This window comes from Pseudomonas sp. 1912-s (assembly GCF_029269205.1).
Classification (GTDB): Bacteria; Pseudomonadota; Gammaproteobacteria; order Pseudomonadales; family Pseudomonadaceae; genus Aquipseudomonas.
In genome coordinates, this window is the sequence record NZ_JARIXR010000010.1 from 224,838 (window position 1) to 245,119 (window position 20,282).

The 20,282-nt window shown below is 61.4% G+C and carries 18 protein-coding genes and 1 pseudogene; 8 read left to right on the plus strand and 11 right to left on the minus strand.

Annotated elements, in window-relative coordinates:
- The first annotated feature begins 71 nt into the window (after window positions 1-71).
- The 8 genes and pseudogenes from pip (at window position 72) to P3C29_RS15745 (ending at window position 9,932) form a co-directional block, all read left to right on the plus strand.
- Complete coding sequence (gene pip, locus P3C29_RS15710) at window positions 72-1,043, plus strand: prolyl aminopeptidase (protein WP_275964880.1); 972 nt, start codon at window positions 72-74, stop codon at window positions 1,041-1,043.
- Window positions 1,040-1,477: a D-aminoacyl-tRNA deacylase gene (gene dtd, locus P3C29_RS15715; protein ID WP_169386573.1), complete on the plus strand. Its 438-nt coding sequence runs from the start codon at window positions 1,040-1,042 to the stop codon at window positions 1,475-1,477. Before pip ends, dtd begins: the two co-directional genes overlap by 4 nt.
- 267 nt (window positions 1,478-1,744) lie before the next feature.
- Complete coding sequence (locus P3C29_RS15720) at window positions 1,745-3,496, plus strand: glucan biosynthesis protein G (RefSeq protein WP_275964881.1); 1,752 nt, start codon at window positions 1,745-1,747, stop codon at window positions 3,494-3,496.
- Window positions 3,489-6,061, plus strand: a pseudogene (gene mdoH, locus P3C29_RS15725) (glucans biosynthesis glucosyltransferase MdoH); the annotation flags it as partial. The gene P3C29_RS15720 and the pseudogene mdoH, both read left to right, overlap by 8 nt.
- A 235-nt stretch (window positions 6,062-6,296) precedes the next feature.
- A complete protein-coding gene (locus P3C29_RS15730; RefSeq protein ID WP_201125949.1) occupies window positions 6,297-7,097 on the plus strand; it encodes a transporter substrate-binding domain-containing protein in 801 nt (266 codons plus the stop codon).
- 222 nt (window positions 7,098-7,319) lie between these two features.
- The gene (locus P3C29_RS15735; RefSeq protein WP_010169158.1) at window positions 7,320-8,117 is read left to right on the plus strand and encodes a transporter substrate-binding domain-containing protein; all 798 of its coding nucleotides are present in this window, start codon (window positions 7,320-7,322) and stop codon (window positions 8,115-8,117) included.
- A 128-nt stretch (window positions 8,118-8,245) separates the two neighbouring features.
- Complete coding sequence (locus tag P3C29_RS15740; RefSeq protein WP_201125950.1) at window positions 8,246-9,205, plus strand: amino acid ABC transporter permease; 960 nt, start codon at window positions 8,246-8,248, stop codon at window positions 9,203-9,205.
- On the plus strand, window positions 9,198-9,932 hold the full coding sequence (locus P3C29_RS15745; protein ID WP_010169160.1) for an amino acid ABC transporter ATP-binding protein: 735 nt from the start codon (window positions 9,198-9,200) through the stop codon (window positions 9,930-9,932). Before P3C29_RS15740 ends, P3C29_RS15745 begins: the two co-directional genes overlap by 8 nt.
- Before the next feature lie 129 nt (window positions 9,933-10,061).
- On the opposite strand, the gene P3C29_RS15750 is transcribed toward P3C29_RS15745, so the two are convergent.
- From P3C29_RS15750 to ubiE, 11 genes are all read right to left on the minus strand, one after another.
- On the minus strand, window positions 10,062-11,969 hold the full coding sequence (locus tag P3C29_RS15750) for a methyl-accepting chemotaxis protein (RefSeq protein ID WP_275964882.1): 1,908 nt from the start codon (window positions 11,967-11,969) through the stop codon (window positions 10,062-10,064).
- 172 nt (window positions 11,970-12,141) lie between these two features.
- Window positions 12,142-14,058 carry a methyl-accepting chemotaxis protein gene (locus tag P3C29_RS15755; protein ID WP_201125952.1) on the minus strand — a complete coding sequence of 639 codons (1,917 nt, stop codon included), beginning with the start codon at window positions 14,056-14,058 and terminating at the stop codon, window positions 12,142-12,144.
- A 95-nt stretch (window positions 14,059-14,153) separates the two neighbouring features.
- Window positions 14,154-14,861: a 16S rRNA (uracil(1498)-N(3))-methyltransferase gene (locus P3C29_RS15760; protein WP_275964883.1), complete on the minus strand. Its 708-nt coding sequence runs from the start codon at window positions 14,859-14,861 to the stop codon at window positions 14,154-14,156.
- Window positions 14,858-15,649, minus strand: coding sequence for a twin-arginine translocase subunit TatC (tatC, locus tag P3C29_RS15765; RefSeq protein WP_003209295.1), 792 nt, complete (start codon window positions 15,647-15,649; stop codon window positions 14,858-14,860). Before tatC ends, P3C29_RS15760 begins: the two co-directional genes overlap by 4 nt.
- A complete protein-coding gene (gene tatB, locus P3C29_RS15770; protein ID WP_201125954.1) occupies window positions 15,646-16,092 on the minus strand; it encodes a Sec-independent protein translocase protein TatB in 447 nt (148 codons plus the stop codon). The genes tatC and tatB overlap by 4 nt, the downstream gene beginning before the upstream one ends.
- A 10-nt stretch (window positions 16,093-16,102) precedes the next feature.
- Entirely contained in the window at window positions 16,103-16,381 is a 279-nt protein-coding gene (locus P3C29_RS15775; RefSeq protein WP_003209298.1) for a twin-arginine translocase TatA/TatE family subunit, read from the minus strand.
- Window positions 16,382-16,406: 25 nt separating this feature from the next.
- Window positions 16,407-16,739 (minus strand): phosphoribosyl-ATP diphosphatase, encoded by a 333-nt coding sequence (locus P3C29_RS15780; RefSeq protein WP_003209299.1) that lies wholly within the window; start codon window positions 16,737-16,739, stop codon window positions 16,407-16,409.
- Window positions 16,740-16,741: 2 nt separating this feature from the next.
- On the minus strand, window positions 16,742-17,134 hold the full coding sequence (gene hisI, locus P3C29_RS15785) for a phosphoribosyl-AMP cyclohydrolase (protein ID WP_010169173.1): 393 nt from the start codon (window positions 17,132-17,134) through the stop codon (window positions 16,742-16,744).
- Window positions 17,135-17,175: 41 nt separating this feature from the next.
- Window positions 17,176-18,780, minus strand: coding sequence for a ubiquinone biosynthesis regulatory protein kinase UbiB (gene ubiB / locus P3C29_RS15790; protein ID WP_010169175.1), 1,605 nt, complete (start codon window positions 18,778-18,780; stop codon window positions 17,176-17,178).
- Complete coding sequence (locus P3C29_RS15795; protein ID WP_275964884.1) at window positions 18,777-19,400, minus strand: SCP2 sterol-binding domain-containing protein; 624 nt, start codon at window positions 19,398-19,400, stop codon at window positions 18,777-18,779. Before P3C29_RS15795 ends, ubiB begins: the two co-directional genes overlap by 4 nt.
- Window positions 19,400-20,170, minus strand: a complete 771-nt coding sequence (gene ubiE / locus P3C29_RS15800) for a bifunctional demethylmenaquinone methyltransferase/2-methoxy-6-polyprenyl-1,4-benzoquinol methylase UbiE (protein ID WP_003209306.1) — start codon at window positions 20,168-20,170, stop codon at window positions 19,400-19,402. The genes P3C29_RS15795 and ubiE overlap by 1 nt, the downstream gene beginning before the upstream one ends.
- Window positions 20,171-20,282 lie beyond the last annotated feature (112 nt).

Below are 20,282 nucleotides of genomic sequence, written 5' to 3' on the forward strand. Positions count from 1 at the left end.
GTTTATGATGCCAGACGGCAAAATAATAGACGTCCCCCCAGGGATGAACTCGACCCCTTACGGAGCGCGCAATGCAGACTTTGTACCCGCAGATCAAACCCTACGCCCGGCACGATCTGGCCGTCGATGACACCCACGTACTGTACGTCGACGAAAGTGGTTCCCCGGAAGGCTTGCCCGTCGTATTCATCCACGGCGGCCCTGGCGCCGGGTGTGACGCCAATAGCCGCTGCTATTTCGATCCGAATCTGTACCGAATTGTTACTTTTGATCAGCGCGGCTGCGGGCGCTCCACCCCACGGGCCAGCCTGGAAAACAACACCACCTGGGACCTGGTGGCCGACCTTGAGCGGATTCGCGAGCACCTGGGCATCGAAAAGTGGGTGCTGTTCGGCGGTTCCTGGGGTTCGACCCTGGCCCTGGCCTACGCGCAAACCCACCCGGAACGGGTACATGGCCTGATCGTGCGGGGCATCTTCCTGGCCCGTCCCCAGGACATCCAATGGTTCTACCAGGCGGGCGCCAGCCGCCTGTTCCCGGATTACTGGCAGGATTACCTTGCGCCGATCCCTGCGGAGGAGCGCCACGACCTGCTCAGCGCCTACCACAAGCGCCTGACCGGCAATGACCAGATCGCCCAGATGCACGCCGCCAAGGCCTGGTCCACGTGGGAAGGCCGCATGCTGGGCCTGTGCCCGAACCCGCAGTTGATCGAGCGCTTCTCCGAACCTCAGCGCGCGTTGTCGATCGCCCGTATCGAATGCCACTACTTCACCAACAACTCGTTCCTTGAGCCCAACCAGCTGATTCGCGACATGCACAAGATCGCCCATCTGCCTGGCGTAATCGTGCATGGCCGCTACGATATGATCTGCCCGCTGGACAACGCCTGGGAGCTGCATCAGGCGTGGCCCAACAGTGAGCTGCAGATCATTCGCGAGGCCGGCCATGCGGCTTCCGAGCCCGGAATCACCGATGCGCTGGTGCGTGCGGCGAGTGAAATGGCACGGCGCCTGCTTGATTTACCGCCTGAAGAAGCATGAAGGGGCTTTTGCAACGGGTGCGCGGCGCCCGGGTCGAGGTAGAAGGGCAGGTGGTCGGTGCGATAGACCAGGGTTTGCTGGTGCTGGTGGCCGTCGAGCCGTCAGATACCCCAGCCTGCGCCGACAAGCTGCTGCATAAGCTGCTTAACTATCGGGTGTTCAGCGACGACGAGGGCAAGATGAACCTGTCCTTGAAAGACATTGGCGGCGGTTTGCTGCTGGTGTCGCAGTTCACCCTGGCGGCAGATACCAAGAGCGGCTTGCGTCCCAGCTTCTCCACAGCGGCACCGCCGGCGTTGGGCGAGGCACTTTTCGACTACCTGCTGTTACAAGCGCAACAATTGCATGGCACGGTAGCGGCAGGGCGTTTTGGCGCGGATATGCAGGTGCATTTGGTCAATGACGGGCCGGTCACCTTCCTGTTACAGACGTGAATGTACTGAAAACGACTTGTGATGCCCAAAAAACCGGGTTTTCGCTACAAATACTTCGCTGACCCTGATGCGTTGTCTCGCGGGCTACTAGATAATCGCGCGCTACGGGGATCAGCGTTAATTGGTCCATTTTTGACTTAGGTAGAGACTTGTCCGATAGCTATTGGGGAATCATTTAGCCCCATGGGAGTCGGAACAATGCTCGCCAACCTGGCATATAGATAGCTGGCCGTTGGTTTTTTGATCTGTTTTCGGCGAGGGTTGCTCGTGATTGTTAGTCCCTGTAATGCACCAAAATTGTCTGCCAAACGGTTACGAAACGCACTGGTAACGGGCTCTGCCCTGTTTTGCCTGTTCGGCGCGGGTCAACTGTGGGCATTCAGTCTGGATGATGTGTCGGCCAAGGCAAAAGAGCTGGCCGGGCAGAAATACGAAGCTCCGCGCAGCAATTTGCCGAACGAATTCCGCGAAATGAAATTCGCTGATTACCAGAAAATTCGTTTCCGCAACGAAAAAGCCGAGTGGGCCGATCAGAACACCCCGTTCAAGCTGTCCTTCTATCACCAGGGTATGCACTTCGATACACCGGTGAAAATCAACGAAGTCACCGCCGACAGCGTCCAGGAAATCAAGTACGACCCGGCTCGTTTCGATTTCGGCGACGTCAAGTTTGATCCTAAAGCCACCGAACAGCTGGGTTATGCCGGTTTCCGTGTGCTGTACCCGATCAACAAGGGCGACAAGCAAGACGAAATCATGACCATGCTCGGCGCGAGCTATTTCCGCGTCGTGGGTAAAGACCAGGTCTACGGCCTGTCTGCCCGCGGTATGGCGATCGATACTGCGTTGCCGTCCGGCGAAGAATTCCCGCGTTTCACCGAGTTCTGGATCGAGCGTCCAAAGCCGGGCGAGAAACAGCTGGTGATCTACGCCCTGCTGGATTCGCCACGGGCGACGGGCGCTTATCGCCTGATCCTGCGCCCTGGGACCGACACCATCGTCGACGTCAAATCCCAGATGTACCTGCGTGACAAGGTCACCAAGCTGGGCATCGCCCCGCTGACCAGCATGTTCCTGTTCGGCGCCAACCAGCCGTCCAAGGTCCTCAACTACCGTCGCGAGCTGCACGATTCCAGCGGTCTGTCGATCCATGCCGGCAACGGCGAGTGGATCTGGCGCCCACTGAACAACCCGAAACACCTGTCGGTCAGCAACTTCACCGTGGAAAACCCGCGTGGTTTTGGTCTGCTGCAACGCGGTCGCAACTTCAGCCACTACGAAGACCTCGACGACAACTACGACAAGCGCCCAAGCGCCTGGATCGAGCCTGATGGCGACTGGGGCAAGGGCTCCGTCGACCTGGTAGAGATTCCGACCGCCGATGAGACCAATGACAACATCGTTGCCTTCTGGAGCCCGGAAAAACTGCCGGAGCCCGGCAAGCCGCTGGACGTTGCCTATCGCCTGCACTGGACACTGAAAGACGCCGAGTTCCACTCGCCTGAAAGCGCCTGGGTCAAGCAGACCCTGCGCTCCACCGGCGACGTCAAGCAGTCCAACCTGATCCGTCAGCCAGACGGCAGCGTGGCTTACCTGGTGGACTTCGAGGGCCCGTCCCTGAAGAAACTGCTAGCTGACGCACCGGTTCGCAGCCAGGTCAGCGTGGGCGACAACGCTGAAATCGTTGAAAACAGCGTGCGCTACAACCCGCACACCCAAGGCTGGCGCCTGACCCTGCGCATGAAGATCAAGGACGCAGGCAAGCCGACCGAAATGCGTGCCGCCCTGGTCCAGGATATCGTGACGCCTGAACCGGAGAAGGTTTCGACCCAAGTGCTGAAAGCCGATAAGGTCCTGGCTAAGCAACACGAGAAGGCGGCGAAGAAAGACGCCAAGGACAAGGACGCCAAGCAGCCGGAAGCTGCGGCCCCAGCCACACCACTCCCTACCCAGGATCAGGCCAAGACAGAGCAAGTCCTGACCGAAACCTGGAGCTATCAGTTGCCTGCCGATGAGTAATTCTCAAGTCCAGCCAGAGACTCTTGCCGAGTATCTGGCGCATCTACCGATGACCGATGAGCAGCGCGCCGAACTGGCGGGCTGCGATTCCTTCAGTGAATTGCACAAGCGCCTGTCATCGTCCACGTTCGACGCACCTGCCGACGCCCAGGCGTCGGTGGGCGCCCGGCTGACCCTCAACACCGCCGAAGAGCTGCAAGACGCCGAAATGCTGGCGCTCGACGCCAGCGGCCGGGTTTGCCTCAAGGCCACGCCGCCGATCCGTCGGACCAAGGTCGTGCCTGAGCCATGGCGCACCAATATCCTGGTGCGTGGCTGGCGTCGCCTGACCGGTCGTACCAACCCTCCGGCACCGCCGAAGGATGAACGCGTGTTGCCGGCTGCGCGCTGGCGCACCGTCGGTTCGATCCGTCGCTATATCCTGCTGGTGCTGATGCTCGGCCAGACGATCGTCGCCGGCTGGTACATGAAAGGCATCATGCCGTACCAGGGCTGGTCCTTCGTCGACTTTGACGAAATCCGCAACCAGACCCTGCTGCAAACCGCTACCCAGGTACTGCCTTACGCCCTGCAAACCAGCATCCTGGTGCTGTTCGGGATTCTGTTCTGCTGGGTCTCGGCCGGTTTCTGGACCGCGCTGATGGGCTTCCTGGAACTGCTGACCGGTCACGATAAATACCGTATCTCCGGTAAAAGTGCCGGTGACGAGCCGATTCCGAAAGACGCCCGCACCGCGCTGGTAATGCCGATCTGCAACGAAGACGTGCCCCGGGTATTTGCCGGCCTGCGCGCAACGTTCGAATCGGTTGCCGCCACCGGTGACCTGGACCGTTTTGACTTCTTCGTCCTCAGCGACAGTAACGAGGCCGACATCTGCATCGCCGAGCAGCAAGCCTGGCTCGACGTGTGCCGCGAAGCCGGTGGCTTCGGCAAGATTTTCTATCGCCGTCGTCGCCGTCGCGTCAAACGCAAGAGCGGCAACCTCGACGACTTCTGCCGTCGCTGGGGCGGTGACTACAAGTACATGGTGGTCCTCGACGCCGACAGCGTGATGAGCGGCGAATGCCTGACCAGCCTGGTACGCCTGATGGAAGCCACGCCGGATGCCGGGATTATCCAGACCGCGCCGCGTGCGTCGGGCATGGACACCCTGTATGCGCGCATGCAGCAGTTCGCCACCCGCGTGTACGGCCCGCTGTTTACCGCCGGCCTGCACTTCTGGCAGCTGGGTGAATCCCACTACTGGGGCCACAACGCGATCATCCGCATGAAGCCATTCATCGAGCACTGCGCCCTGGCGCCGTTGCCGGGTAAAGGCGCGTTTGCCGGTGCGATCCTCTCCCACGACTTCGTTGAAGCGGCGCTGATGCGCCGTGCCGGCTGGGGCGTGTGGATTGCCTACGACTTGCCGGGCAGCTACGAAGAACTGCCGCCGAACCTGCTGGACGAACTCAAGCGTGACCGTCGCTGGTGCCACGGCAACCTGATGAACTTCCGCCTGTTCCTGGTGAAAGGCATGCACCCGGTGCACCGTGCGGTGTTCCTGACCGGCGTGATGTCTTACCTGTCGGCACCGTTGTGGTTCTTCTTCCTGGTGCTGTCGACGGCCCTGCTGGCGGTCAACACGCTGATGGAGCCGCAGTACTTCATGGCGCCACGCCAGTTGTACCCGCTGTGGCCGCAATGGCACCCGGACAAGGCGGTGGCGCTGTTCTCCACCACCATCGTGCTGCTGTTCCTGCCTAAACTGCTGAGCATCATCCTGATCTGGGCCAAGGGCGCGAAAGAGTTCGGCGGCAAGTTCAAGGTGACCTTGTCGATGCTGCTGGAGATGCTGTTCTCCATGTTGCTGGCGCCGGTGCGGATGATCTTCCACACCCGTTTCGTACTGGCCGCGTTCCTCGGCTGGGCCGCGACCTGGAACTCGCCACAGCGTGACGATGACTCCACGCCCTGGAGCGAGGCGGTCAAGCGCCACGGTCCGCAGACCTTGCTCGGTTTCTTCTGGGCACTGCTGGTGGTGTGGCTGAACCCAAGCTTCCTGTGGTGGCTGGTGCCAATCGTCGGTTCGCTGATGCTGTCGATCCCGGTGTCGGTGATTTCCAGCCGGGTCAAGCTGGGCCTCAAGTCCCGCGACGAGAGCCTGTTTTTGATCCCCGAGGAATACAACCCGCCCCAGGCGCTGTTGTCGACCGACAAGTACACCCACGAAAACCGTTGGCATGCGCTCAATGACGGTTTTGTGCGGTCGGTGGTCGATCCACAGCAGAACGCCCTCGCGTGCGCCTTGGCGACTTCCCGTCACGGGCAGGCGGAGCCGATTGAATGGCTGCGTGTCGAGCGTGTTCGCCATGCGTTGAAAGTCGGTCCTGCCGGCCTGAACAACACCGAACGCCTGGCCTTGCTCAGCGACCCGGTCGCCCTGGCACGCTTGCACGAGCAGGTCTGGAGCGACGGCCACGCCGAGTGGCTCAATGCCTGGCGCGAATCGGTCAAGGCCGATCCGCATGCGCCGTTACTGCCATTGAAACCACTGTCGTCCCAGGCTCAGCCAGCCTGATTCCGACGCCCCCGAGGAATTGCCTCGGGGGCGTGTTCGGCAACCGTCCTACGTCGTTTTTCCCTTCTGCTTCGTTACGCTAACTCCTTGTTATTTCGAAACAAAAGACCCTTCTTCGAGGCGTATTGCCGTGCCTGCGAGTGGGTTAGCATCGCCCCCGAAATCTGACTCGAAGCCTCTGGTTTACGCGAACTTGTGCGTGGCTGGGTGTGGGAGTGTTTAACGGAACAGGGGCGTTTCATGATCAAAAGGTATTTATCGATGCTGTGGCTCGGCATCGTCACATTTTCCTGCGGTTACCTGGCACACGCCGGGGCCATAGACGAAGCCGTGCAGCGGGGTGTGCTGAAAGTCGGTACCAATCCGACCTACGTGCCCTTCGAGATGACCGACAAAAAGGGCCGCATCATCGGGTTTGAAATTGACCTGTTGCGGGAGATGAGCAAGGCGCTGGGGGTGAAGCTGGAGCTGGTTTCGGTGCCCTATACCGACCTGATCCCCGGCCTGCTGGCCAGTCGGTTCGACCTGATCGGCAGCGGCATGACGGTCACGCAGGAACGCAACCTGACACTCAACTTCAGCGACTCGTTCATCATCGTCGGCCAGACCGTGCTGCTGCATCCGCGGTTGGCCAACCAGGTCCACAGCATCGAAGACTTGAACGAAGCCGGTTACCGCATCGTGGCTGCCGAGGGCACCACGGGCGAGGCTGCGGCGAAAAGGTTTCTCGGTGTGGCCCGGCTGCGCAGTTTTCCTACGCCGGAAGAAGGCGTGCGCCAGGTGGTGGAGGGCAAGGCCGACGCTTTTATCCACGATGCGCCGTATAACCTGATCGCAATCGCCAAACCCCAGAACAGTGGGTTGTTGGCACTGGAGCAACCCTTTACCTATGAGCCCCTGGCGTTCGGGCTGAAAAAAGGCGATTACGACAGCCTCAACTGGATCAATCATTTCCTCAACCAAGTGGCCCAGGACGGCACCTACGATCGGTTGCATGACAAGTGGTTCAAGGACTCGGACTGGATGGGGGAGATGGACTGATAGTCATAACTGCTTACACATCAAGCAATTGGCGGGCCTGTGGGTCGAGGTGTCTAGCCGTGACCTTCTCTGCACGGTTGTGGGGCTTTTCTGTCATACCTTGGCAACAAATCCCGGTGAAACCTTTGTACCGGGCGGGGAGTGAGTTAGGATCGCACCCCGAAATGGTGCAGCCCTTTTGCGCGCCGACCTCACAAGAAAATGAGTTCAGGGGACTTGATGATGAAAAAGTATCTTTCGATGCTGCTGCTAGGCGTCACCGCACTGGTGGCTGTCAATGCGGCCCACGCCGGCGCCATCGATGATGCGGTCAAGCGCGGCACGCTGAAAGTCGGCATGGACCCGACCTACATGCCGTTCCAGATGACCAACAAGCGCGGTGAAATCATCGGCTTTGAAGTCGACATCCTCAAGGCCATGGCCAAGTCCATGGGCGTCAAGTTCGAGCCGATCTCCACCGGCTACGACGGCATCATCCCGGCCCTGCTGACCAACAAGTTCGACATGATCGGCAGCGGCATGACCCTGACCCAGGAACGCAACCTGCGCCTGAACTTCAGCGAACCGTTCATCGTGGTCGGCCAGACCCTGCTGATCCGCAAGGAACTGGAAGGCACCATCAAGTCCTACAAAGACCTGAACGACGAGAAGTACCGCCTGACCTCCAAGCTCGGCACCACCGGCGAGATGGTGGCCAAGAAGCTGATCTCCAAGGCCAAGTACCACGGCTACGACAACGAGCAGGAAGCCGTGCTCGACGTGGTCAACGGCAAGGCCGACGCCTTTGTGTATGACGCGCCTTACAACGTGGTGGCGGTGAACAAGGTCGGCAACGGCAAGCTGGTATTCCTCGACCAGCCGTTCACCTTTGAGCCCCTGGCGTTCGGCCTGAAGAAGGGCGACTACGACAGCATCAACTTCATCAACAACTTCCTGCACCAGATCCGCAACGACGGCACCTACGATCGCATCCATGACAAGTGGTTCAAGAGCTCCGAGTGGCTCAAGGACATGGAATAAGGTTGGCTTAATACCGAGTCGAGCCCTTCGCGAGCAAGCCCGCTCCCACATTTTGACCGCGATCTAATGTGGGAGCGGGCTTGCTCGCGAATAGGGCTTGCCAGGCGATACACATCCCGGAACCTGAAATGAAACAGAAAAAAGCCCAATGGCCCTGGCACCTGCTGACGGTGCTGGTGCTGGTCGGCCTGGCCGGCGCGTTGTATTACGCCACCTCGCTGATGTCCTACGAATGGCGCTGGAACCGTGTGCCGCAGTACTTCGTCTACCAGGCTGAAGAGTCCCAGCGGGCGTCGGACATTTCCACCGTCAGCGAGTTGGTGCGCAAGGGCGATGTGGCTGAAGTCACCCTGCGTAATGGCGAGGGCAACGAACAGCACCTGACCGTCGCCGGGAACAGCCTGCAAGTGGCTCAGGGCGATGACGTGGCCGAGGGCGACGTGGTCGGCGTCACCCGGCATTGGGCCGCTGGCCCGTTGTTGTGGGGCTTGTGGACCACGTTGTGGTTGTCGGTGGTGTCCGGGGTGCTCGGGTTGTTGATCGGCCTGGCGACCGGGTTGTGTCGTCTGTCGAATAACCCGACCCTGCGCGATCTTTCGACGATCTACGTCGAACTGGTACGCGGGACGCCGCTATTGGTGCAGATCTTCATTTTCTATTTCTTTATCGGCACCGTGCTCAACCTGTCCCGGGAATTCGCCGGGATCGCGGCACTGTCGCTGTTCACCGGCGCCTATGTGGCGGAAATCATTCGCGCCGGCGTGCAGTCGATTGCCCGTGGGCAAAATGAAGCAGCCCGCTCCCTGGGGCTCAGTGCTGGCCAGTCGATGCGCCATGTGGTGTTGCCGCAGGCCTTCAAGCGGGTGTTGCCGCCGCTGGCCGGGCAATTTATCAGCCTGGTCAAGGACACTTCCCTGGTGTCGGTGATCGCCATTACCGAACTGCTGAAAAGCGGCCGTGAAGTCATCACTACCTCGTTTTCGCCGTTCGAAATCCTGTTCTGCGTCGCAGGCCTGTACCTGCTGATCAACCTGCCGCTGTCGAAAATCGCCAGCCGGCTTGAGCGGAGGCTCGCGCAAAGTGATTGAAGTCCGCGATCTGGTAAAAGTCTTCGACACCCGGGGCCACGTAGTCCGCGCGGTGGATAACGTGACCACCCAGGTGGCCAAGGGCGAAGTGCTGGTGGTGATCGGCCCGTCCGGTTCCGGCAAGTCGACGTTCCTGCGTTGCCTCAACGGCCTGGAAGCATTTGATTCCGGCTCGGTGAGCATCGACGGCCTGCAACTGGCAGACCCGAAAACCGACGTGAACGCCTACCGCCGTGAAGTCGGCATGGTGTTCCAGCATTTCAACCTGTTCCCCCACATGACCGTGCTGGAAAACCTCTGCCTGGCGCAGAAAGTCGTGCGCAAGCGCGGCAAGAAAGAGCGCGAGGCCAAGGCCCTGGCACTCCTGGAAAAAGTCGGCATCGCCCAGAAAGCCAACGAATTTCCGTCGCGGCTTTCCGGCGGCCAGCAGCAACGCGTGGCGATTGCCCGCGCGCTGGCGATGGAGCCCAAAGTGATGCTCTTTGACGAGCCCACCTCGGCACTTGACCCGGAAATGGTCGGCGAAGTGCTCGATGTAATGAAGACCCTGGCCCTGGAAGGCATGACCATGGTCTGCGTCACCCATGAAATGGGCTTCGCCCGGGAAGTGGCGGATCGGGTGCTGTTCTTCGATCACGGCAAACTGCTGGAAGACGCCGCCCCGGCACAATTCTTCGATGCGCCGAAGGATCCCCGGGCCCAAGCCTTTCTGCGTCAGGTTCTATAAAACGCTTCTTGTGGCGAGGGAGCTTGCTCCCGCTGGGCCGCGTAGCGGCCCCAAAAAAAGATAGGAGCGCTGCGCACTCCAACGGGAGCAAGCTCCCTCGCCACAGGTTAGCGTTGGTCGTGGGTTTTTTCAGACCTTGAACTTGCCCACCCACACCTGCAAATCCGTGCCCAGGCGCGCCAGTTCGACGCTGGCCGCCGCAGTTTCCTGACTCGCGGCCGAGGTTTGCTCCGACACATCCTTGACCTTCAGCACACTGCGATTGATCTCCTCCGCTACTGCCGTTTGTTCCTCGGCAGCGGCGGCAATCTGCGGGTTCATCTCCTGGATAACCGACACCGTCCGAGTGATGCCGGCCAAGGCCTCACCCGCGCGGCGGGTCAGTTGCACGCTGTTGTCGGTGAGGCTGCGGCTGTTGTCCATGATGTCTGCGACCTGCTGCGTGCCCCGGTGCAAGCCACTGATCAGTTCCTCGATTTCCTCGGCCGATTGCTGGGTGCGTTGCGCCAGGCTGCGCACTTCATCGGCGACCACGGCAAAACCTCTGCCGGCCTCACCGGCCCGGGCCGCCTCGATCGCTGCGTTGAGGGCCAGCAGATTGGTTTGTTCCGATACGGATTTGATCACCTCCAGCACGCTGCCGATCTTCCGGCTTTCCTGCTGCAGCCCTTGCATGGCCTGGCTCGAGCGCGTCATTTCCTGGTCCAGGTGCTCGATGTGAACAATCGCTTCGGCCACCACCTGATCACCCTGGCTCGCCTGCCGGTCAGCCTCGGTGGCGGCCAGTGAGGCTTGCTCGGCATGCCGTGCGACTTCCTGGGAGGTGGCGAGCATTTCGTTCATGGCGGTGGCGACCTGTTCGGTTTCCTGTTTCTGGCCGTCGACCCCGGCGCGGGTCTGTTCGGTGACGGCAGACAGTTGCTCGGCGGCGCTGGCGATCTGCCGGGCGCTGTCGCCGATGCCACCGATCAGGCCCCGCAGGTTGACGGTCATCTGCCCGATGCTGCGCTGCAACTGCCCCACTTCATCCTCGCGGGTGGCCTGGATGTCGTGGCTCAAGTCGCCCTCGGCAATCCGGTTTGCGACGACCAGCGCCTGACGCAACGGCGTGACGATTTGGCCGGCGATCAGCCACGCCGCCAGGGCTCCCAGCAGTAGCGCTGCGCCGGTGACACTGAGCAGCAGGGTGCGGGCCTGGTCGGCTTCGCGATCACGCTGTTCGGTCTGGTATTGGCTCAACTGGTCGCTTTGCTTGAGTAACTGATCCAGCCACTGTTCCAGTTGGTTTTGGGTGGTTTCAGTGGTGAGCTGGGCGTCCTTGAGGCGCGTCAGCTGGTTGCGGTAGTCGAGCAGGGCGCTTTTCAGGGCCGTCCCGTCCACGGGCAGCGTAGCCACGGCGGTCTGGGCGCTGTCGAGGGTGTGCAATGCATCGGCGACGGCCTGGCCATAGGCTTCCAGTGAAGCGGCCGCCCAGGCGGCGGTCTGGGCGCTGTCCTCGGCTTTCTCCATGGCCTGGCGCAGTTGTTCTACAGCGTCCAGGGCCTTTTCATCGTCCTGATTGGGCAGGTCGCTGGCCAATTGTGCGAGGGTGTCGCTGGCCTGGACCGAGCTTTTCTTGAGCCGCTCACGGGCGCTTTCGCGCTGCTCTATCAGGTTGGCCAAGCCGCCCAGGGCGGTTTTGAAGCTGGCGGTTATGCGGTTCGAGTCTTGCACTTGTTGAAGGCTGGCCGGGTGCACCAGGCGTGCCGCCAACTCGGCCAGGTAGCGGTCGATTTTCTCTATGTGCAGGTCGATCCGGGTCAGGCTGTTCGGGTCGTTCAGGGTGCGGTACACGATGCGGTCGGCCCGCAGTTCTTCGCCTACCACCGCCAGTTGCGAGAGCACGGTCAGTGACTGCGAGCGAAACAGCGAGGCGTTCAATGCCTGCCAGCCTGTCAGGGCGATGGCCAGGCTGAGCAGCAGCACCAGGCCGAAGCCCAGGAAGAGTTTGAGGGTGACGCTGATGTTGCCTAATGCACGGGTCAGTGGACGAAACATGGTGAACCTCCAACGAATCAAAAGGAGCGTCTCAAGCGTCCGGCTGATAACGGCCAGGGGAATTGAAACGCTACTTTTATTCGGCGCCAGGTGTGTCATTCACGACCTGAAAAGCGCGTAGGAAATTTCACAAGTTGTCATGGCGGCGGCCCTGATGGCCGCCGCGACAGGGTCAGACCTTGAAGCGGCCCACCAGGGTTTGCAGGTAAATCCCCAGCCGGGCCAGTTCCGCGCTGGAAGCGGCGGTCTCTTCGCTGGCCGCCGAGGTTTGTTCGGAAACGTCCCGCACGTTGAGCACGCTGCGGTTGATCTCTTCGGCCACGGCGCTTTGTTGTTCGGCCGCGGTGGCGATCTGCTGGTTCATCGCCTGGATCGTCGAAACGGTGCGGGTGATGTTCTCCAGGGCGTTACCGGCCCGACGGGTCAGCTCGACGCTGCTGTCGGTGAGGTTGCGGCTGTTGTCCATGATGGTCGCCACCTGCTGGGTACCGCTTTGCAGGCCGACGATCAGCTCTTCGATTTCCTCGGTGGACTTTTGCGTGCGCTGGGCCAGGCTGCGCACTTCGTCGGCGACCACCGCAAAACCGCGCCCGGCTTCACCGGCACGCGCCGCTTCAATCGCTGCGTTGAGGGCCAGCAGGTTGGTTTGCTGGGCCACGGACTTGATCACGTCCAGCACACTGCCAATCTTGTCGCTCTCGCGCTTGAGGTGGCCCATGGCCTCGGTGGAGTTGCCCACCTCGCTGGCCAGGCGCTCGATCTGGGCGATGGCCTCACCCACCACCTTGTCGCCTTCACGGGCCTGCTGGTCGGCGGCTACGGCGGCCTCGGAGGCTTCTTCGGCATTACGGGCGACTTCCTGCACGGTGGCGGCCATTTCGTTCATGGCGGTGGCCACCTGGTCGGTCTCGACCTTCTGGCTGTTGACCCCGGCGCTGGTCTGCTCGGTGACGGCCGACAGTTGCTCTGCAGCGCTGGCGATTTGGGTGACGCCGTCGCTGATACCGCCGATCAGCTCCCGCAGGCCTACGGTCATGCTCTGCATGGACCGCTGCAACTGGCCCAGTTCGTCCTGGCGCTGGGATATCAGGTTGTGGCTCAGGTCGCCGGACGCCACGCGCTCGGCGACTTTGAGGGTCTGGTTCAGGGGGATGACAATCTGCCGGGTGATGGCCCAGGCGGCGAGGATGCCGAAGGCCAGTGCCAGGGCCGTGGCCAGCAGCAACAGGTTCTTGGCGTGGGCGGTGTCGGTGTCACGCACCACGGTTTGCGAGGTGGTAAGTTTGTTGCTGCGGTCGAGCAGGATATCGCCTTGCTCCGCCATGATTTTCGTCGCGGCAGCGCTGGCCACCTGGGAATCGCGGTACTGGCTGACGGCGGCACGGTAGGCCTGCAGCGAAACGCTGGCCTCTTGCAGGTTGGCCCGGTATTGCTCAGGCAACGTGTCGTTGAGCTCGGTGATTTTTTTCAGGGCGTTGTCGATGGCGTCCAGGGCCGGCTGTTCGGCTTCGACCTTGCCACTGTAGGTGTAGCCGCGCACCTGGAAGCGCGCCTGCTGGATCAGCTTGCTCAAGTCGACCACGCTGTTGAACAGGGTGACGCTGTCGCCTTGCAGCAGGGATTTTTCCACTTCGTTGATTTTTGCCACGGCGTTGTCGGCGGTATCCCCCAGTTTGCTGCGGGCGCCTTCACGCTTGAGACCGGCCTGCACCATAGAGCCAAAGGCTTTCTTGTACTGGTTCAGGGCGTCCTGTTGTTGTTCCACGACGAGCTTGTCGTCGGGTTGCTCGATCAGTTCTGCAGCGGTTTTCAGGCCACTGTCCAGTTGTGTGATCAGGTCGTTGACGGCGCCCGTACCTTGTTCGCCCCGCCGCATTTCGAAGTCCAGGCGCGCCAGGCGCAAGTCCTTGGACAACCCGTTGAGGCTCGAAATATAGCCCAGCTTGTCGCCGCGGCTGATCACACCACTCAGGCCCGTCCAGCCGGTAAAGGTGATCAGCAGGGTCAGTATCAATACCAGGCCAAAGCCTATGCCCAGCTTGCGGTTGACGCTTACATTCCCCAGTTTCTCGGCTAACCAACGATACATGCTGCGAACTCCCCTGGAACAAGGCTTGGACTTATTCAGAAGCTATCGGCAGGTTCGGATGTTTCTGTAGGACGGGTGTTTTTGTGGCGAGGGATTTAGAAGAGTCTTGAGAGCAGCGCGGTGACGGCAGTTTCGACTCTCAGGATGCGCGCGCCGAGTTGCACCGGCTGCAAACCGGCCTTGGCCAGCAGATCCACCTCGTAGGGAATCCAGCCGCCTTCCGGCCCGATGGCCAGCGTGACCGACTCATCCAGGCCACGAGGGCAGGGCGGGTAGTCACCCGGGTGGCCGACCAGGCCGAGGGTGCCTTGCGCCAGGGCAGGCAGGCGGTCTTCGACGAACGGCTTGAAGCGCTTTTCGATCACGATCTCGGGAAGCACCGTGTCCCGGGACTGTTCCAGACCGAGGATCAACTGCTCGCGAATCGCTTCCGGCTCCAGGAAGGGCGTCTGCCAGAAACTCTTTTCCACGCGATAGCTGTTCACCAGCACCACCCGTGGCACACCCATGGACGCCACCGTCTGCAGCACCCGGCGCAGCATCTTCGGGCGGGGCAGGGCCAGCAGCAGGGTCAGGGGCAGTTTGGCCGGCGGAGGCTGGTCGAAGGTCACTTCGAGCTCGGCTTCCCGAGCTTCCAGGCGCAGCAACCGAGCGTTGCCCATCAAGCCGCCAATACGCCCGACCCGCAGGCTGTCGCCTACCGCGGCACGGTGGACTTCCTGCATATGCACCAGGCGCCGGTCACGCAGCACCACCCGGTCGGCCGCGACAAAGTCGGCCTCCTCAAGCAGCAGCAGGTTCACGGCTGGGTCGCTGGCGGCTGGTCGTCGTCGGCGGGCTGGTCATCCGGGTGATCACCACGCTTGCTCACCAGGCTGCCAAACAGGATGCCAATTTCGAACAGCATCCACATCGGCACGGCCAGCAACGTCTGCGAGAAGATGTCCGGCGGGGTCAGGATCATGCCGACCACGAAGCAGCCGATGATCACGTACGGGCGGATCTTCTTCAGGTATTTGACGTCGACCACGCCGATCCACACCAGCAGCACCACGGCCACCGGGATTTCGAACGCTACGCCAAAGGCGAAGAACAGCGTCATCACGAAGTCGAGGTAGCTGGTGATGTCGGTCATCATCTCCACGCCGGCCGGGGTGGCAGCGGCGAAGAATTTGAAGATCAGCGGGAACACCAGGAAGTAGGCGAAGGCCATGCCGGTGTAGAACAGCAGGATGCTCGACACCAGCAGCGGCACGGCGATGCGTTTCTCATGCTTGTACAGGCCCGGCGCGATAAAGCCCCAGATCTGGTGCAGGATCACCGGGATCGCCAGGAACAGCGAGACCATCATCGTCAGTTTCAACGGCGTGAGGAAGGGTGACGACACGTCGGTGGCGATCATCGTCGCGCCGGCCGGCAAGTAGTTGCGCAGCGGCGTGGAGACGAAGGTGTAGATCTGCTGGGTGAAGGCAAACAGCCCGGCAAAGATGATGAAGATCGCCGCGACACAACGCAGCAGGCGGGTGCGCAACTCGGTGAGGTGCGAGACCAGTGGCATGTGCTGGTCGGTTTCCGGTTTATCAGCGCTCATGGGGCTCGCGGCGGCAATGTAGGGTCGTGGGGAGCGGGCGACACGGCAGGCGTCGGCGCGGGTTCGGTCGGGGTCACGGGCGCGGCGGGCGCAGGCTCGGCGGGGTGCACGGGTTCAGCGACCGGTGCAGGCGCGGGCGTGGCAGGCGGTGCAATCGAGTGCTCGGCCACAGGTTCAACCGGCTTGGGCGTTTCCTGCACAGGCGAGAGAATCTTCCGTGCCTCCTGCTCCAACGACAGAATGTGTTCGTTGTGCAGTTGCCGGCGAATTTCGTCGGCGCCTATTTCCCGTTCAACTTCCTGTTTGATGGCGTTGAAACTGCGTTTCAGGCGCCCGATCCACAGGCCGGCCGTGCGCGCGGCACCGGGCAGGCGTTCCGGCCCCAGTACCAGCAGGGCCACGAGGCCGACGAGCAGTAGTTCAGAGAAGCTGATACCAAACATTATTCAGTACTCACGAGTCTTTTTGGTTCTGCTCTTTGACGTGCTCGGCCTGTACGTCGAAGGTGCGACGTTCAGTGATCGGCTGAGTGGCCTGCGGGTGTACAGGCTGCGCCGGTGGCACCGGGTTGACGGCAGGGTCGGCAGGCTTCTCGTCGTCGTTCATGGCCTTGCGAAAGCCCTTGATCGATTCACCGACGTCGGTGCCGAGGTTTTTCAGTTTCTTGGTGCCGAACACCAGCACAACGACCACAAGAATGACGATCCAGTGTTTCCAGTCAAAAATGCCCATGCTGCAATTCCTCTGTAATAGTTGGTCAGGCGGACGGGCGCGAGGCCTTTTCGGCATGCCCGGACAGGCCGAAGCGACGGTCCAGTTCATCAAGCACTGCCTGTGGATGCTGCCCCAGTTGGGCGAGCATGACCAGACTGTGGAACCACAAGTCGGCAGTTTCGTAGATCACGTCGCTGCAGTCGCCGCTGATTTGCGCGTCCTTGGCAGCAATAATCGTCTCGACGGATTCTTCGCCGAGTTTTTCCAGAATCTTGTTCAGACCCTTGTGGTACAGGCTGGCGACATAGGAGCTGTCGGCGTCCGCGCCTTTGCGGTCTTCCAGCACCTGGGCCACACGGTTGAGGGTATCGCTCATGTTCAGTGTCCTGCCGAGTAAATGGCGTGCGGGTCTTTGAGCACGGGCTCGACGGTCTTCCACTCGCCGTTTTCGAACACGCGGTAGAAGCAGCTGTGACGGCCGGTGTGACAGGCGATATCGCCGATCTGTTCGACCTTGAGGATGACCACATCGGCGTCGCAGTCGATGCGCATCTCATGCAGGGTTTGCACGTGCCCGGACTCTTCGCCCTTGCGCCACAGTTTGCCACGGGAACGTGACCAGTAAATGGCGCGGTTCTCGGCGGCGGTCAGGCTCAGGGCCTCGCGGTTCATCCAGGCCATCATCAGCACGCGCCCGGTCTTGTAGTCCTGGGCAATGGCCGGCACCAGGCCGTCACTGTCCCACTTGATCTCGTCCAGCCAGTCTTTCATTTTCGGCTCCGGCAATTTGCGACAGTGTATAACCGGATTGGCTATCGACGCACGATCAGATACACGCCCACGGCGACCATAATGCCGGCCGGCCAATGGCCCAGTTCATTCAGCGGCCCGCCTGCGGCCAGTATCGTGCCGCCCACCAGGTGCGCGGCGCCCAGCAGGCGCAGGAACCAGTCGTCCTTGCGCTTGTGCCACGGCGGCGCCGGGTCCTTGGCGTGGGGCTGGGACATGCGCTCCAGCAGGTCGCGGGTCATGTTGGCCAGGTGCGGCAGTTGCTCGACCTGGCTTTGCAGGTTGCCCAGCAGGGTTTTCGGGCTGACGCGTTCACGCATCCAGCGCTCAAGGAATGGCTGGGCGGTGTTCCACAGGTCGAGGTCCGGGTAGAGCTGGCGGCCCAGGCCTTCGATGTTCAGCAGGGTCTTTTGCAACAGCACTAATTGTGGCTGCACTTCCATATTGAAGCGCCGCGCCGTCTGGAACAGGCGCATCAGTACCTGACCGAAGGAAATATCTTTTAACGGTTTTTCAAAGATCGGTTCGCACACGGTGCGGATCGCCGCTTCGAATTCGTTGAGTTTGGTTTCTGCCGGCACCCAGCCCGAATCGATGTGCAACTGTGCCACGCGGCGATAGTCACGCTTGAAGAAGGCGAACAGGTTGCGCGCCAGGTAGTCCTGGTCTTCGGGGGTCAGGCTGCCGACGATGCCGCAGTCGATCGCAATGTACTGCGGGCTCCACGGGTTCACGGTGCTGACGAAGATATTGCCGGGGTGCATGTCGGCGTGGAAGAAGCTGTCGCGGAACACCTGGGTGAAGAAGATTTCCACACCGCGCTCGGCGAGCATTTTCATGTCGGTGCGCTGGTCGGCCAGGGTCGCGAGGTCGGTGACCTGTACGCCATAGATGCGCTCCATCACCAGCACTTTCGGGCGGCACCAGTCCCAATAGACTTGCGGCACATACAGCAACGGCGAGCCTTCGAAGTTGCGCTTGAGCTGGCTGGCGTTGGCCGCTTCGCGCAGCAGGTCGAGTTCGTCGTAGATGGTTTTTTCGTAGTCCAGCACCACGTCCACCGGGTGCAGCAGGCGCGCATCGGCCGAGAAACGCTCGGCGGCGCGGGCGAGGATGAACAGCCACGCCAGGTCCTGGCCGATGATCGGCTTGAGGCCCGGGCGGATGACCTTCACCACCACTTCTTCGCCGCTTTTGAGCTGCGCGGCATGCACCTGGGCCACCGAGGCCGAAGCCAACGGCGCAATGTCAAAGCGGCTGAAGACTTCACTGATCTTCTTGCCGAGCTGCTCTTCAATCAGCGTGACCGCCAGTTGCGAGTCAAACGGCGGGACGCGGTCCTGCAACAGCATCAGTTCGTCGGCGATGTCCTCGGGCAGCAGGTCGCGGCGGGTGGAGAGGATCTGCCCGAACTTGATGAAGATCGGCCCCAGGTCCTGCAATGCCAGGCGCAAGCGGGCGCCACGGCTCAGGTCGAGGGTTTTGCGCGGGAACCAGCGCCACGGCAGCACATAGCGCACCGCCAGCAGGAACCACGGCAGCGGCAGGGCGAACAGCAGGTCATCGAGGCGGTAGCGGATTACGACGCGCTGGATACGAAACAAACGGCGGACGGCGAGCAGCTTCATGCGTTATCGCTTGAATTCAGGGAGCGGCTCAGGCGCTCGAAGCGCGCCTCAAGTCGTTCCAGGTCGAGTTTGGCCTGGTCGAGTTCACGAAAGCGCGCTTCCGCTTCCCGTTGTCCGACCAGGGTGCGCGATTCTTCGCTCAGGTATTCGGCGAGGTTCTGGTTCAGGCTGGCGAAGCCCTGTTGGTACCAGCGCGTCCGGCTGCGCAGGTGACCGCTGATCAGTTGGGTGGCCACCGGGCCGAGCCAACGGGACAGCTCATATTCCCAATCCAGTTCCAGGTCTTGCAGCACCGCGGCCAGGTCCATCAGCACCGTGCTGTCGCCTGTGAGCGTAACGTCCGGGCCGTGGAGGATCGCTGTTTTGTCCCGGCTCAGGGCCAGGCGCAGCAGGCTGGAGCCGGAAGCACGCAGGGTGCAGTCGGCGTCGGCGGCCCAGTGGGTCGCCAGCAACAGGCCTTCATCGCTGGGCAGGATAAACAGCTGCAAGGCCGGGCTGGTGCAATCCACGGCGATGATCTTGCCGTTCAGGTGTGCCAGCCGCCCCAGGGCGGTGCTGTCCAGGCGCAAAACGCGGTTGAGGCCGTGTTCAACGCTGGCGAGAAGGCCTGCGAACAACATCAGGGCTTGATGCCGCGGTGCAGGGCGACGATGCCCGAGGTCATGTTGTGGTAGGTCACGCGGTCGAAACCGGCTTCCACCATCATCGACTTCAGGGTTTCCTGGTTGGGGTGCATGCGGATCGATTCAGCCAGGTAACGGTAGCTTTCGGCGTCATTGGTGATCAGCTTGCCCATCAACGGCATGAAGGCGAACGAGTAGGTGTCGTAGACCTTGGACATCAGCGCGTTGGTCGGCTTGGAGAACTCCAGCACCAGCAGGCGACCGCCGGGCTTGAGTACGCGCAACATGGAGCGCAGCGCGTCTTCCTTGTGGGTCACGTTACGCAGGCCGAAGGCGATGGTCACGCAGTCGAAATGGTTGTCCGGGAACGGCAGCTTTTCAGCGTCGGCCTGGACGAACTCGATGTTGCCCGCCACGCCTTTGTCCAGCAGGCGATCACGACCGACCTTGAGCATCGAACCGTTGATGTCGGCCAATACCACCTGGCCGGTCGGGCCCACCAGCTTGGAGAACTTGGCGGCCAGGTCGCCCGTGCCGCCGGCAATATCCAGCACGCGGTTGCCGGTACGTACGCCCGACAACTCGATGGTGAAGCGCTTCCACAGGCGGTGCATGCCGCCGGACAGCACGTCGTTCATCAAGTCGTACTTGGCGGCTACCGAGTGGAACACCTCGGCGACTTTTTCGGCTTTCTGGCTTTCCGGGACGTTCTTGAAGCCGAAGTGAGTGGTGGGTTCGGCATCGCTGCCTTTGCGCTGATCAGTCATATCGCTGTCACCAAAAGAGAATGGGGGCATTCTAATCCCCAAGGCATGCTTTGTCTTGGCAAGGCTGAAGGTAAGATAGGTGGCCACCGAGACCTTTTGCCGCATGGCGGGT